Source organism: Gemmatimonas sp., assembly GCF_036405635.1.
In the GTDB taxonomy this organism is placed as follows: Bacteria; Gemmatimonadota; Gemmatimonadetes; order Gemmatimonadales; family Gemmatimonadaceae; genus Gemmatimonas.
The window spans coordinates 37,804-52,203 of sequence record NZ_DASWXE010000030.1 but is presented as its reverse complement, the minus strand read 5'-3'; the positions used below and the strand labels follow the sequence as shown (position 1 = coordinate 52,203).

The 14,400-nt window shown below is 64.8% G+C and carries 12 protein-coding genes; 6 read left to right on the top strand and 6 right to left on the bottom strand.

The features are described from left to right. Window positions 1-24: 24 nt before the first annotated feature. Window positions 25-798, bottom strand: a complete 774-nt coding sequence (locus VGE27_RS01630; protein ID WP_331047884.1) for a zinc ribbon domain-containing protein — start codon at window positions 796-798, stop codon at window positions 25-27. Between the two features lie 27 nt (window positions 799-825). Here VGE27_RS01630 and glnA point away from each other — a divergent pair, with 27 nt between their 5' ends. Then, entirely contained in the window at window positions 826-2,193 is a 1,368-nt protein-coding gene (gene glnA, locus VGE27_RS01625) for a type I glutamate--ammonia ligase (RefSeq protein ID WP_331047883.1), read from the top strand. A 149-nt stretch (window positions 2,194-2,342) separates the two neighbouring features. Continuing rightward, window positions 2,343-2,966, top strand: a complete 624-nt coding sequence (locus tag VGE27_RS01620) for a superoxide dismutase (protein ID WP_345787962.1) — start codon at window positions 2,343-2,345, stop codon at window positions 2,964-2,966. Window positions 2,967-3,055: 89 nt separating this feature from the next. Here the strand turns inward: VGE27_RS01620 and VGE27_RS01615 are convergent, their stop codons facing one another. After that, window positions 3,056-3,835 carry an Ig-like domain-containing protein gene (locus VGE27_RS01615; protein WP_331047881.1) on the bottom strand — a complete coding sequence of 260 codons (780 nt, stop codon included), beginning with the start codon at window positions 3,833-3,835 and terminating at the stop codon, window positions 3,056-3,058. 406 nt (window positions 3,836-4,241) lie between these two features. On the opposite strand from VGE27_RS01615, the gene VGE27_RS01610 reads away from it, so the two are divergent. Further along, window positions 4,242-6,545, top strand: a complete 2,304-nt coding sequence (locus tag VGE27_RS01610) for an Ig-like domain-containing protein (protein WP_331047880.1) — start codon at window positions 4,242-4,244, stop codon at window positions 6,543-6,545. Window positions 6,546-6,602: 57 nt separating this feature from the next. Here the strand turns inward: VGE27_RS01610 and VGE27_RS01605 are convergent, their stop codons facing one another. Further along, window positions 6,603-8,804 (bottom strand): hybrid sensor histidine kinase/response regulator, encoded by a 2,202-nt coding sequence (locus VGE27_RS01605; RefSeq protein WP_331047879.1) that lies wholly within the window; start codon window positions 8,802-8,804, stop codon window positions 6,603-6,605. Between the two features lie 181 nt (window positions 8,805-8,985). Between VGE27_RS01605 and VGE27_RS01600 the strand changes: the two genes are divergently transcribed. Further along, the gene (locus tag VGE27_RS01600) at window positions 8,986-9,567 is read left to right on the top strand and encodes a hypothetical protein (protein WP_331047878.1); all 582 of its coding nucleotides are present in this window, start codon (window positions 8,986-8,988) and stop codon (window positions 9,565-9,567) included. Window positions 9,568-9,584: 17 nt separating this feature from the next. Here the strand turns inward: VGE27_RS01600 and VGE27_RS01595 are convergent, their stop codons facing one another. The 3 genes from VGE27_RS01595 to VGE27_RS01585 form a co-directional block, all read right to left on the bottom strand. Continuing rightward, on the bottom strand, window positions 9,585-10,493 hold the full coding sequence (locus tag VGE27_RS01595) for an SRPBCC family protein (protein WP_331047877.1): 909 nt from the start codon (window positions 10,491-10,493) through the stop codon (window positions 9,585-9,587). After that, on the bottom strand, window positions 10,490-10,828 hold the full coding sequence (locus VGE27_RS01590; protein ID WP_331047876.1) for a metalloregulator ArsR/SmtB family transcription factor: 339 nt from the start codon (window positions 10,826-10,828) through the stop codon (window positions 10,490-10,492). The genes VGE27_RS01595 and VGE27_RS01590 overlap by 4 nt, the downstream gene beginning before the upstream one ends. Window positions 10,829-10,906: 78 nt before the next feature. After that, window positions 10,907-11,317, bottom strand: a complete 411-nt coding sequence (locus tag VGE27_RS01585) for a VOC family protein (RefSeq protein ID WP_331047875.1) — start codon at window positions 11,315-11,317, stop codon at window positions 10,907-10,909. 288 nt (window positions 11,318-11,605) lie between these two features. Between VGE27_RS01585 and VGE27_RS01580 the strand changes: the two genes are divergently transcribed. Further along, window positions 11,606-12,343, top strand: coding sequence for a DUF305 domain-containing protein (locus VGE27_RS01580; protein ID WP_331047874.1), 738 nt, complete (start codon window positions 11,606-11,608; stop codon window positions 12,341-12,343). Window positions 12,344-12,416: 73 nt separating this feature from the next. Continuing rightward, window positions 12,417-14,378 (top strand): hypothetical protein, encoded by a 1,962-nt coding sequence (locus VGE27_RS01575; RefSeq protein WP_331047873.1) that lies wholly within the window; start codon window positions 12,417-12,419, stop codon window positions 14,376-14,378. Window positions 14,379-14,400 lie beyond the last annotated feature (22 nt).

The following is a 14,400-nucleotide window of genomic DNA, read 5'->3' as shown; positions in this document are numbered from 1 at the left end:
GGCGTCAGGCTCGAGCAGAGCGTGCTACTTGCGACGGGCCTCTTCGACCGCGCGGTCAATCTCGCCGCGATGCATCTGGTAGTCCGGCCGCTCGCTGGCGAGCTGGACCTGCAGGGCGTCGAGCAGGCGCTTGTCGAAACCGGCAGCTGCCTTGGTGTCATTGTCCATGCGCGCGCCGCGCGCGGCGAGCAGAAGCCCGAGGAGATCGTCCGGACTCGCCTTCAGGATGGTGTCGGCCTGCGCACGGGTCACGGCGGCGTTGCCAGTGACTTCCGCGATACGACCGTGGTGATAGCGCTCGTCTGCGGTGGGGGATTCGAGCATTTCGTGCGACGCCATGGCCATCGGGGCGAAGAACGCCACCGAGTCGACCTTGCCGTCCTGCACGTACGTCATCATGCGCTGGTACAGCCGGTTGGCCCGTTCACTCGGCGAGAGATCGCCGATGTTGGGGGCCGGACCGGCGCCCGCACCACCCATGGCCGGTCCGTCGACGGCCTGCGTGGGGAGGGAATTGGACGAACCGTCGATTCCCGACCCCTTCGCCGCACCGAAGTTCCGGCCGGCGAACATGGCGACGAGGGCGAGCAGGGCCACGAAGGCCACGCCCCATGGCAGGACGGACGCGGCCGAACCGGGGGCTGCACCACCCGATGCGGCGTTGCCCGGCCGGGTGGGGCCTGCGCCCTCACCGGCAGGAGTGCCACAGCGGTGGCAGAACTTGGCGCCGGCGGAAAGTGCGGCACCACAAGCGGCACAGAAGCCGCCCGAATTGGCTGGAGTCTTGGAAGCAGTCATGCGGCCTCTAAGGTACTACAATACGTCATGGCCACGCCAAGTCGCTCACTGCTTCCTGCCAATCTCGACGGCGCCACCGCGATCGATATTCTCGAGCTCGCGGAAGCGCACCAGGTGCGTTTCCTCCGCCTGCAGTTCACGGACATCCTCGGCGTCATCAAGAATGTCGAGATCCCGAGCTCGCAATTCAGGAAAGCGATGAAGGGTGACATCATGTTCGACGGCTCGAGCATCGCCGGCTTCGTGCGGGTGGAAGAGTCGGACATGCTGCTCGCCCCCGACCTGAGCACTTTCCAGATCTTCCCGTGGGGCGATCCCGCGTCGCGAGTGGGGCGCCTGATTTGCGACATCACGATGCCCGATGGCACGCCGTTCGTGGGCGACCCGCGCGGTGCGCTCAAGCGACAGCTGGCCGCGGCGGCCGAGCAGGGCTTTGTGATGAATGCCGGCATGGAGGCGGAGTTTTTCCTCTTCAAGTCGGCCGACGACGGACGCCCGGGCACGACAACCCACGATGTGGGTGGCTATTTCGATCTGGCGCCGATGGATCTGGGCGAGGATGCGCGGCGGGCGATCGTGGATGCGCTGGAGTTGATGGGCTTCGAGGTGGAAGCCGCTCATCATGAGGTGGCGCATGGTCAGCATGAAATCGATTTCCGGTATGCCGACGCCCTGCGCACGGCGGACAACATCGCAACGTTCCGCTTTGTCGTGAAGCAGGTGGCGCGGCAGTTCGGGTTGTTCGCGTCGTTCATGCCCAAGCCGGTGTTTGGACAGAATGGGAGCGGCATGCACGCGCACCAAAGCCTGTTCAAGGGCGGACAGAATGCGTTCTGGGACCCATCGCGCGAATGGTCGCTGAGCCTGACGGCGCTGCACTACATCGGTGGGCTGTTGCGCCATGCGCGCGCCATGTGTGCGGTGACCAACCCCATCGTCAACAGTTACAAGCGGTTGGTTCCCGGGTTTGAAGCGCCCGTGAACGTGGCCTGGAGCATGCGCAATCGCTCGCCGATGATCCGTGTGCCGGAGCGTCGTGGTTCTGGCACCCGCATCGAACTGCGCACTCCGGACCCGAGCGCCAATCCCTATCTCGCCCTGACCGTGATGCTGGCGGCGGGTCTCGATGGACTGCGCACCGAAGCCGATTGGCGTGAGCCGGTGAACACGAACATCTGGGAGATGTCGCACCGCGAACGTCGTCGCCTGCGGGTGGACGACTTGCCGCAGTCGCTCAACGAAGCCTGCGACGAGCTCGAGAAGGATGAGGTGATCTGCAACGCATTGGGCGATCACATCACCCAGCAGTTCCTCGCCGCCAAGCGAGCAGAATGGAACGAGTACAACCAGCAAGTCACGGCCTGGGAACAGGCGCGCTACCTGGCGCGGTACTAGGACGCACGTCGTCAGCGACTCACCGGCGCTTCACTTTCGGGCACACACCGCGGCACGCGGCTTGCTCGTACATTTCTTCCATGATCGATCGACTGCAGGCGGGGCCGTTCGCCGACGGCACGCACAACGTACGGGTGGCGCCGGATGCGGTGCTGTCGCAGAAGTATCCCTTCGTGCTTCCGCCGCTCGGCTTCGCCAACAATGCCGTGGAGCCCGCGGTGGATGCCCAGACCATGGGCATTCATCACGATCGGCATCATGCGACCTATGTCACCAATCTCAACACGGCGCTGCAGTCGCAGACGGCATTGCACAGCCTGACGTTGGGCGAGTTGCTGATGGGACTACGTCGCTGGCCGGCGGCAGTACAGGTGGCCATTCGCAACAATGGTGGTGGTCACGCCAACCACGCGCTGTTCTGGAAGTTGCTCTCGCCGGGCGATGCGGCATCACAGGTGCCGTCGGGCCGGCTGGCCGAGATGATCACGCGCGACTTCGAAACCGTGGAAGCCTGCAAGGCGGCGCTCAAGGCCGCGGCGGTGAGTCAGTTCGGGAGTGGCTGGGCGTGGCTCGTGAAGACGGCCACGAGCCGACTCGCCGTGCGCGCGCTGCCCAATCAGGATTCGCCGCTGCTCGAAGGCGAACTGCCCATCATTGGCATCGATGTGTGGGAGCACGCCTACTACCTCAAGTACCAGAACCGCCGGCCCGACTATGTGGATGCGGTGCTGGCGCGCATCAACTGGGAAGTTGCCGGCAATCAGGTGGTCTGACACGATCGCCGAACGGCGCGCCATCACCGCCCTGAACGGGCTGGTGTGACGCGCCGCAGCGTGCGGACCTACGGCTGCGTGTGCGTCGTCTACTGCCGCGTCAGTCCCAATTGCAGTGTCGACGCCGAGCCACTGAGGCGGTAGGCGACCTGCTGGCCGTGTGTGCCTTTGGGCGCGAAGGTGTGCCGCAGACTACCGGTGCGCGTGGACTCCAGCACCGCCGTCGCATCGAGAAAATTCCAGGTGGCCTGACCGCGATCGTATTCCACGGTGCGTCCCACTTCACGATACTCGGCACGTCCATTGATGTACTCGCGTTCGATGCCGACGAACTGCAGCACGACCTCATAGCCGTCTTCGAGGTGCACGAAGCCGGATTCGAGGCGCGTGAGCAGTTCCACCACGCGTCCGTTGCCGAGCTCGATGCGATCCACTTCGACGACGGTCGGCAATGCGCGTCCATCCACGGTCGTCACGGCATAGCGGGTTCCGCCCACGACGCTGCTGACATTCACCCGCATCGTGGCCACCAATGCCCCCAGTCGCGCCGAAACGGCTACGTTCCCCGGTGCAATCGCGGTGAGCTGTCCGGCAGGCGACACACGCAGTACCGCGGCATCCGCCGATGTCCATTCGAGTGGCCGATCCGCCAGCACGCGCCCGTCTGCATCGCGCAGCGTGGCTACAATGCGTCGCGTGCTGCCGAGGGAGAGTTCCATGCTTGTGGCGGAGAACGTGATGGACGCCACCGGTGACTCGATGGGCGCCGGATGTTCTGGTGCGGAGGGTGCATCGCTGCTGCATGCGCCGAGCAGCAGGGCGCCGGCGGCCATGCCGGCGTTGATCAGGCGGGACAGTGGGAATGACATTGTCGGATCTCTCTATGTGAAAGTCGCGGCGGCGATCGCGCGCTGAAACAAGCGCGCCGTGTTGTGCGTGGTGTGTCTGGCCGCGTGAGCACACTACCTGCACGCGCGGCCGGCTGTCACTTCACGCATCGCCATTGTTGAAGATCGCGATGAAGTGGCGGCTTTGATGATTGCGGGTCTGTGCGTCTTGGCATGTCCAAGTGCTGCTTGTCCCAACTGACATCTCATGTGCTGCGTCGTGTGACGCGCGCAAACCACGGCGGGTACGGCCGTCCGCATTCATCAATGTTGATGATATCGGATCGTGTGCCTGATGAACGAGACGCGTCATGAAGCGTCTCGCAGTCCCGGCGGTGCGCGCAGTCGCGCACGGCGATTATCCCTGACCTCCACGGAGTGATTTTTCATGCGTGCTTCGGCTCGTCCCCGGCCCGCGCTGCTGCGCTCGGCCTTGGCTATGGCAATGGTTGCCATGGCAGCCTGCGGTGGTGATGACAACCCCACCGGCAATCCCACGGAAGTAGTGGCAAGCGTTGCCATTACACCCACCACCGCCTCGGTGGTGGTGGGCGCCACCACCACGCTGACCGCCGTGGCGCGGGACGCGCAGAACAACACGCTGACCGGTCGTACCATCACCTACGCGTCGTCGGCGGCCACCATCGCCACCGTGAGTGCCACTGGTGTCGTGACCGGTGTGGCGGCTGGCAGTGCCACCATCACCGCCACCAGCGAAGGCAAGAACGCCACCGCCGAGATCACGGTCACGCCGGTGCCGGTGGCCAGCATCAGCATCACGCCCACGTCCGACACGCTGGTGGCCGGAGATACGGCCACATTCGTAGCCGCGGTACGCGACGCACAGAACAACGTGCTCACGGGCCGCCTGATCAACTTCACGTCGTCAGCCACGAACATCGCCACGGTGAGCGCCAATGGTCTCGTCACCGCGGTGGCGGCGGGCACGGCGCGTATCATGGCGGCCAGCGAAGGCCGTACGGTGGAAGCGACGATTCTCGTCACCCCGCGCGTCATTCCAGTGGCCACCGTGACGGTGGCGCGGCTGGTGGACACGCTGCTGGTGGGCGATTCGGTCACGTTCACCGCCACGGCGCGCGATGCGCAGAACAACGTGCTCACGGGCCGTACGTTCACCTGGACGTCGGCCACGGGCACGGTTGCCACGATCAGCAACAGTGGCCTCGTGCGCGGCATCGCGGCCGGCACGTCTGTCATTTCGGCGACGAGCGAAGGCAAGACCGGCACGGCCACCGTGGTGGTGCGTCCGCGCGTGCAGCCCGTTGCGGTGACCATCGATGTACCGCTGGATACGATCGAAGCCTATGAAGTGCGCCAGCTGCAGGGGGCGGTGCGCGATTCGGCCGGTCGTGTACTGTCAGGCTTTCCGATCACGTGGACCAGTTCCAATGCGGCGGTGGCCACGATCGACAGCACGGGTCGTATCACGGGTGTGGACCGCGGCACGGTGACGATCACGGCGCGTCATGCGGCGTTGTCGGCGACCGTCACGCGTGTGGTGGTCATCAAGTACCGCTCGCTCGCGCTGGGCACAGCGCATGCCTGCGACCTGGCCAGTGGTGGTATCGCGTGGTGCTGGGGCATGAATGGCAATGATGCGCGTCTTGGTGACACGCAGACGGGCGATGAAGCCCATCGCACCTCGCCGGTGCGCGTGCCGGGCAACCATCGCTACACGCAGCTCGTGTCGTTCTCGCGCTTCACCTGCGGCCTGCGCACCGATGGCGTGGCACTGTGCTGGGGCAACAACGGCTGGGGCACGCTTGGTGGTGGCACGACCGCGGCCTTCTCGGCCAATCCGGTGGAAATCGGCGGCGGTATCAAGTTCACGCAGCTGTCGGCAGGCATCGACCACGCCTGCGGTACCGCCAACACGTCGGTGAGCCCGACCGTGTGCTGGGGTCACAATGACTGGGGCCAGTTCGGCATCGGCAACACGTCGAGCCCGAACGGACCGGTGGCCGCCGGTACGGCCGGCACGAACCCGCAGTTCACCAGCATCTACGCCGGTGGTTCGTTCAGCTGCGCGATTGCGGTGAGCAACGCCGCCTATTGCTGGGGTGCGAACGGCCTTGGACAGAATGGTGATGGCAATGCGCTGACGTACGGCAACACGTACCGCACGTCGCCGATCATCGTGACGGGCGGACACAGCTTCCGTTCGCTGTCGCTCGGCAACCAGTACGCCTGCGGTCTCACGGTGAACAGCGAGGCCTACTGCTGGGGCAGCAACAACGGCAAGCTGGGCGATGGTGGATTCACCGATACGTCTGTGCCTCGCGCGGTTGCCGGAGGTCATCGTTTCTCGCAGATCTCCGCCGGCTACAACCACTCCTGCGGTCTGACGACCCTCGAGCAGATCTATTGCTGGGGTGGCAACGGCAACGGTCAGCTGGGCAACGCCGCTACGAGCGCCACGTCACCGGTGCTTGCAATCAATGGTGTGAAGGCGGCCGAAGTGCAGGTGTCCGGCATCGGCACGGGTTCGTCCAACTTCACCTGCGCCGTGTCGAAGGATCGCCTGACGACGTGGTGCTGGGGCCGCAATGACCTCGGTCAGCTGGGCAACGGTCAGCGCAACACGGCCGCCACGGTGAACACGGCGGCAACGATGGTGGTGGGCCAGCGTCCGGCTGACGTGTCGACGCAGCGCGCCATCCGCGCCAAGTGATGCAGGGCCTGGTGCAGTCGCGGCGGGGCGCGGCTGCACCAGGGTTGTTCAGCCGCCTCAGGAGATGGACGTGCCGCCCGGTGGTGTGGTGCGGCGCGCGCTGTAGACGGCGCTGAGGAGTTCCTGCGCCGAGAATGGTTTGTCCATGACGACGGTGGCCGCAGAGGACAACAACTCTGACGGCCATCCGTCGCGTGTGAACCCCGAAATCAGCACAATGGGCAGATCGGGATTGATCGCGCGGAGCGCCAGCGCGACAGCATCCCCTCGCACATGCGGCATGTCGTAATCGGTGATGAGTACATCGATGGGATGTGTCAGCGCGGCATTCGTTTCTATGGCTTCCTGTCCATTCTCCACCGCGGTGACGTGAAATCCGGCACGCGTGAGGACACGCTCGAGCAGGTTGCGCACCTCCGGCTGGTCTTCCGCCACCAGCACGTGTGCCGGTTCTTCTGGCGACACGGTGGCAATGACGGGTGGCGCAGTTTCGTCCGATGGTCCGCTGGCTTCGGGGAACCAGATCGTGATGGTTGTGCCATCGCCCGGCGCCGAACGCACGTGCAGATGACCACCGTGGTATTGCACCGTGCCGTACACCATGGCGAGACCAAGTCCCGTGCCCTGGCCGACGCCCTTGGTGGTGAAGAACGGCTCGAAGATGCGTCGACGCACATCGGGCGTCATGCCATGCCCGGTATCACTGACCGTGAGCCGCACCCACGAACCAGACGGTGGATGGTCGGGAGATTCCTGCCGCAGCGTATCGGCGTCGTCGAGGGAGATGGTGAGCAGGCCACCATCGGGCATCGCGTCGCGCGAGTTGACCGCGAGATTCATGATGGCCTGCTCGATACGACCAGCGTCGACGCGCACCTGCTTGTGACTTGATGTACGCACGTCGAGCGTGACCGAGGCCGGCATCACACGCACCAGCAGCGCGGCAGCGCCTTGCACGATGGTATCCAGTCGCTGCGGCGCGTTGCTGAGCGGCGCGCGACGTGAGAAGTCGAGCAGTTGCCGTGTGAGCGAACCCGAACGACTGGCGGACGACTTGATGGTGGCCAGTTCGGCCCGTGCGGGATGCCCTTCCGGCAGTTCATCGAGCGCAAGATCCGCGCTGCCGACGATGGCGGTGAGCAGGTTGTTGAAGTCGTGCGCCACGCCGCCTGCCAATCGCCCAAGCGACTCCATGCGCTCGGCATGCCGCATGCGATCCTGACGGACCTCCAGTTGCGATGACATGGTGTCGAACGATTCAGCGAGCTGACCGATCTCGCCGGTGGTGCTGGCGACGCCCGTGCGCGCCGACAGATCACCTGCACCAAGGCGACGCGTTGCCGCGAGGATGGCGTTCACGTCGCGCAGCACCAACGCCTCGGCGCCGAACCAGGCAATGACCAGTGCCACAGCACCGGCCACGAACAGAAAGATGAGACGCACCCGCGCGCGCTGAGTGGGCGCTGCAAACGCGACATCAGGCGACATCGCCAGCGCAAGTCGCATGTATGTGCCTTGCACGCTGGTGAGCTGCTGATAAGCGAGCAGTCGCAGGACACCGTTCGGGTTGTCGCGGATGATGACGCCGCTTTCGAGTGACCCGACGCGACCGTCCTGCACGATCAGTGCATTCAGGCCGGGAATGCGCGTCCCCACGATATCAGGCAGTGGTGGCACGCCAGCATACGCAAATCCCGTGGAATCGACGATCGAGAGTTGCGCTCCTTTGGGCAGCTCGGGATTGATACCGAGCCGTGCCAGCCAGCCGATGCGAATGCCGATCGACAATACGCCGGCGAACGTGCCGGTGGAGTCACGAAGCGCGATGGAGAGCGGCATCGCCACTTCGTGTTCCGACGTGGCGGGCAGATACATGCCCAGCACAGCCGAGTCGACGGCGAGTATGCGGCGTGCGACAGGTCCATCGCCAACGAGATCGGTCCCGCCCGGAGGTACCGGTCCACCACAGTCGACTTCTCCGCGTGCGTTCACGCGCGTCGGCAAGATGGCAGACGGCGCGAACCGCGAGAGTCGCAGGAGTGCGGCTTCGCATTCGGCACGCGTGCCGTTGATGATTTCGGGGACCTGCGACCAGGTGCCGATGATGCGGCGACCAGACAGCAACTGCTGGTCGTTCTCGTGCGACGCGGCCGTGAGCATCTGTGTGAGATGCGTGCGCACGGCATCGAAGGCTTCTTCCCGATCGCGACTGATGGTCCACAGCGTCAGTCCAACCGCCGGCAGATACGCGGCAGTCACCAGCAGCAGCAGGCGGGTCCGAAGACTCGAGAGCGACAATGCCAAAGCCGTGTCGGGGGAACGGTGAATGTAGATTGATGAGCCCGCGGTGACAGGCAATCATCACGCACGGGCTGCGCCACTGGCTTCCAACGGTGGCTTCCACAATAACCGCATTCGGTCTCTTCGGAAGAGTTCGCCCATGATGTCGTGGCTTCGACGCTGGTTCGGCGCGCCGCCTTCGCTTCGCCTGCACGGCATTGCGGTGGATCTTCGCAACTCCCGCCCTGATATCGCTGATGCCGATGTACTGGCTCGACTCGACGAGGCCTTGGGGTTGATCGCGCAGTATCAGCCGCAGCGATTTCGGCATCTGGTACGCGATGTGCGAGTCATTCGTGTGGAGCGTTTCCCTACACGTGGTGCATTCCTTCCTGCTGAGAGAGTTGTGCTCACCGAGCTCACCTTTCTGGCTCGCCGCGACATTTCAGCGGCCCCGGTGGCGTCGAGCATTCTGCACGAGGGAGTTCACGCGCGCGTGCACGCGTTCAGCACGGATGTACTGGGCGGGAGGGGTGACGACGACGCGATGGCCCGTGAAGAGCGACTGTGTCGGCGCGCCGAATTGGCCTTTGGGCGTAGTCTCCCCTCGGAACTCGGCGCGCCCGTGATCGAGCGAGCGGCCGCGTCACTGGCCCTGGCCGATGACGAGGTCGCGCCCACGATCGACTGGCGTGAAGCGCGAGCCCGCCAGGATGAAGTGGATCGCGGCGGCGCTGGCTGAAGCGCCGCCGCTGGTTGTTACGAGGCCAACTGCTTGCGTGATACGTCGTCGACTTGCGAGAGGAACCAGACCCAGCCGAAGGGATAGTCGCTGATGTCGGCGGTGCGATCGAAGCCGGTGTGCACGAAGGTGAGACGCGTGGCTGCGTCCCCTTCATCGGTGAGCACGAAGGAGATGGTCTGGCCGTTCACTGAGGCATCGCCACGCCAATCGGGCCAGTCGAGTGTGAGGCGCTCGTTCTCGATGTACTCGATGATGCGCGTGGGGCCACCGCTCACCGTGCGTCCGTCGATTTCATAACTCCAGCCAAACGCGTACGCGCCACCCTGGCGCGGATCGATTGCCGCGTTGGTGGATCCACACCACTGATTCACCAATTCCGGCTCGATGAGCGTGCGGAACACCGTGGCACGCGGTGCGTTGATGACCATCACCTTGCGCACCTCGGGTGACGAATCGGTGAAATCCGGCAATACGATGCCATCGGCCTCGCCACTCAGGTGCGCCATGAGATTGCCCACCACGAACCGCCAGTGATCGTCGATCAGCTCGCGCTGACGCGGCACATCGAGTGGGGCACTCACAGCATGACGTAGTCGCAACGTGGTGGCACCGTCCTTCTTGCCGGGGCCGAGGGTGAGATGCACCTCGGTGAGCACGCCGTGCAGGGTCCAGCTGAACGCGAGTTCCTCTCCGGCGTTCCATGAGAGGATGCGCTGGGTGGCACTCGATGCGTTTGGTGTGTCCAGCGAGTGTCGGCCCCAGAAACGGAATGGCTCGCCCACAGCATTGCCGACATCCACCTGCTCGGCGAACCAATGACGCAGCGCGTCTGCGGTGGTGAGGGCGCGGAAGATGGCGTCGGGCGTGGCGTCGAGCTGCCAGGTGTACTCGTGCTGCCAGGCGGCGGTGGGTGCAGCGGTCATGGCGTCTCCGATCGGGCCGTGGCTTCCGCCACGCGCTTGAGGTCGTGGAGGCGGGCCGTCCAGAAGACGCGATAGTGGGTGATCCACTGGTCGACTTCGCGGAGCGGGGCGGGATCGAGCGAGTAGCGGCGGGACTGGGCCTCTCGGCGTTCCCGGACGAGCCCGGCTTCCCGCAGTACCCGGAGGTGCCGCGAGATGGCGGGTCGGCTCACCGGAAACAGGTCGGCAATCTCGCCGGCCGATCGTTCCGTGTGCCGGATCGCGTCGAGGATGGCGCGACGGGTGGGATCCGCGATGGCGTGGTAGACCGCGGCGTCGGAAGATTGCGTAACCATGTGGTTACATAAGTTGATTCCGACGCCGATAGCAAGCCCAAGATCCCCGCCCGGCGAGCAGGACCGATCAGGCCGGGGTCAGGTCTTCGTGCAGTCCAGCATCCAGGACACGCCGAACCGATCCACGACCACCCCGAACAGGGTGCCCCATGGAGAGTCGAACAGCGGCTGGATGACGGTGCCGTCAACGCTCAGTCGTTCGAAACCACGCCGGATCTGGGCGGCATCGTCGAAGCGCACGGCAATGCTGACGGCGCCTCCGGCCGTTGGGGCGTCGGCCGGGCCGTCGCTGAGCATGATGCGCGCAGCGCCCAGCTGTAGCTCGGCGTGCATGACGCGCTCCCGCATGGCTTCAGGGCAGCTGCCGTCTACATCGCCAAAGCGATTGAGGGCAATCACTTCCGCGCCGAGCGCATCGTGATAGAACGCGAGCGCGTCGTCGGTGCGGCCGCCAAGGATGAGATACGGATTGATGGACTGAATGGCCATGGAAGGACTCCGAGGGGGTGGGGAGCGCGCGATCAGCGCGCGTTGTCAGGGATTGGACTCCGGGCTGGTGCCAAATTCATCGGTGAAGCGATGGCCCATCCGTGATTGCACCATCAGTTATCGCATTCCGGCAGACAATCGACAAAGCGCCCCTTGTCCCCGCTGGAAATCGGCAGCTCGTCCCGATTGTCGGCTCTCGACCCCCATCGATTGCCCAGCCCACCGCGTAAGCATTAGCGTAGATGATTCCAACGTTGTGCGCTGCGGCGTCTGTCCTAACCAGCGATCATGTCGATTTCAGCCAATCGTTTCTCCCTGTCGGCGGCGATCTGCGCGGCCGTACTCGCGCTGGGTGCCTGCGCGAGCGCCCGCCCCGCCGGGGTCTCCAATGACCCGCGCTTTCAGATGGGTGACGCGGGCGCCATCGCGCGTGCGCGCGCCGACAGCCTCCGATATCCGTATACGAAGGCGGACATCGACTTCATGAGCGGCATGATTCACCATCATGCCCAGGCCATCACGATCTCCCGGTGGGCGCCGACGCACGGCGCGACCGCGTCCGTGCAGCGTCTGACGGCGCGCATCATCAATGCGCAGACGGACGAGATCATGATCATGCAGACGTGGCTCAAGGACCGCCTGCAGCCGATTCCTGTGGTGGATTCGCTTGGTCAGGTGACGATGCAAGGCGGCATGGCGGGCATGTCCCATGACGCGCACGCCGGACATGGCGGTGGCACCAACGCCCATGGCCAGATGGAAATGCCCGGCATGCTCACGGCAGCCCAGCTTGCCGAACTCGATGCATCACGCGGCGCCGACTTCGATCGGCTGTTCCTGACGTTCATGATCCAGCACCACCGTGGTGCGGTGACCATGGTGAAGTCGCTCTTTACGGCACCAGGTGCCGGTCAGGATGAGACGATCTTCAAGTTCGCCAACGACGTCGAAGTCGATCAGGGCACCGAGATCAAGCGCATGATGTCGATGATGCTCGACATGGGTTTTGTCCCGCCCTCGGAGTAACCGCAGTAGCAGCGTCGCCGGTAGCTCGCTGGTTCATCAGGTGTTGTCGTCTTCCACATTCACCCCACGGTTCATGTTTCCGTTCTCCTCCCGCGCCGCCATGGCGGGCGCCGCGCTCGTCGCGCTGACGGCCTGCGCCAAGGCCAAGCCGAACACGGGGGCCTCGCCGGCCACCGATCCGCGCAACAACCTGAAGGCCGGCCTGCTCGACGCCGCCGAGTACACCTCGAACATGAAGGTCCTGGCGAAGGCGGTGTCGCCGAAGGGTTTCCTCGGCATCACCAACTCCGACCTTGCGTTCACGGGCAACTACGTCATTCAGGGCAACTACAACGGCCCGGTGGTGTGGGACATCAGCAATCCGTCCAGCCCGCAGCTGGTCGTGGCCTACGAGTGCCCGGCGTCGCAGAACGACGTGTCGGTGTACAAGAACCTGATGTTCATGTCGGCCGAAGCGCAGAACGGCCGCATCGACTGCAAGCCCGGTGGCGTGTCGCAGCCGGTGAGCAAGGAGCGCATGCGTGGCGTGCGCATCTTCGACATCAGCAACATCCGTGAGCCGAAGCTCGTCGCCAACGTGCAGACGTGCCGCGGTTCGCACACGCACACGGTGCTCGAAGACCCGAAGGACAAGGAAAACCTCTACATCTACGTCTCCGGTTCGTCGGGCATCCGCTCGCCGGGTGAGCTGGAAGGCTGCGCGGACGCGACGAGCTCCGATCCGAATTCCTCGCGCCTGCGTATCGAGATCATCAAGGTGCCGCTCGCCAACCCGGCTCAGGCCGCAGTGGTTGGCCGTGCGAACATCTTCGCCGGTCTGTCCGACAACCCGCGTCACGGTCTCTCCGACGCGGACAAGGAAGCGGCGGCCAAGCAGTTGGCCGACGCGCGCACGCGTGGCGGTTTCATCGCGAAGAACCCGCAGTCGGGTCTCGATCAGATCGTGCCGCCGCAGATCGTGCGGCCGATGCTCGACAGCATTGCCAAGGCGCGCGGCGCGACCACGCCGAACGCGGCCGACACGGCCGCCGCACGTCCGCTGGTGCAGAACGCGCTGAACCGCATGTTCGCCAACGCGGCGGGTGCCGGCGCTGGCACGGGCGCGATCAGCGAGCGCTCGCAGTGTCACGATATCACGGTGTACCCGTCGCTCGGCCTGGCCGGTGGCGCGTGTGAAGGCCATGGCCTGCTGCTCGATATCAGCAACCCGGTCGCGCCGGTGCGTCTCGACGCCGTGGCCGACTCGAACTTCGCTTACTGGCACTCGGCCACGTTCAACAACGATGGCACGGCCATGCTGTTCAGCGACGAGTGGGGCGGTGGCAGCTCGCCGAAGTGCCGCGCCGGTGACAAGGCCGAGTGGGGCGCCAACGCGATCTTCAAGATCGTGAACAAGAAGCTGGTGTTCCAGAGCTACTACAAGATCCCGACCTACCAGACTTCGAACGAAAACTGCGTCGCGCACAATGGCTCGCTGATCCCGATCCCGGGTCGCGACGTGATGGTGCAGGCCTGGTATCAGGGCGGCATCTCGGTGTTCGACTGGACCGATCCCACGAAGCCGAAGGAAATTGCGTCGTTCGACCGTGGCCCGGTGGACAGCACGCGCATGGTGTCGGGCGGTTCGTGGTCGGTGTACTGGTACAACGGCAGCATCGTGAGCTCGGAAATCGCGCGTGGTATGGACGTCGTGGACCTGGTGCCGAGCCAGTACATTTCGCAGAACGAGATCGATGCCGCGAAGACGGTGAAGTGGGACCAGCTAAACGCACAGGGCCAGCCGAAGATCGTGTGGCCGCCCAGCTTCTCGCTGGCCAAGGCCTTCACCGATCAGCTCGAGCGCAAGGGTTGCTCGGCCAGCACGGTGAGCGCGTTGCGTTCGCAGATCTCCGCTGCGGAAAAGGCCAATGGCGCGGCGCGCAATGACGCGCTGAACAAGGCCGTGACCGACGCGGAAGGCGCGCGTGGTTGCGACGGCGCCAAGGTCGACATGCTGAAGAAGTCGCTGCAGGATCTGCGCGCGCTGGCGATGTAATCACTGCACGCACCGCTGTACT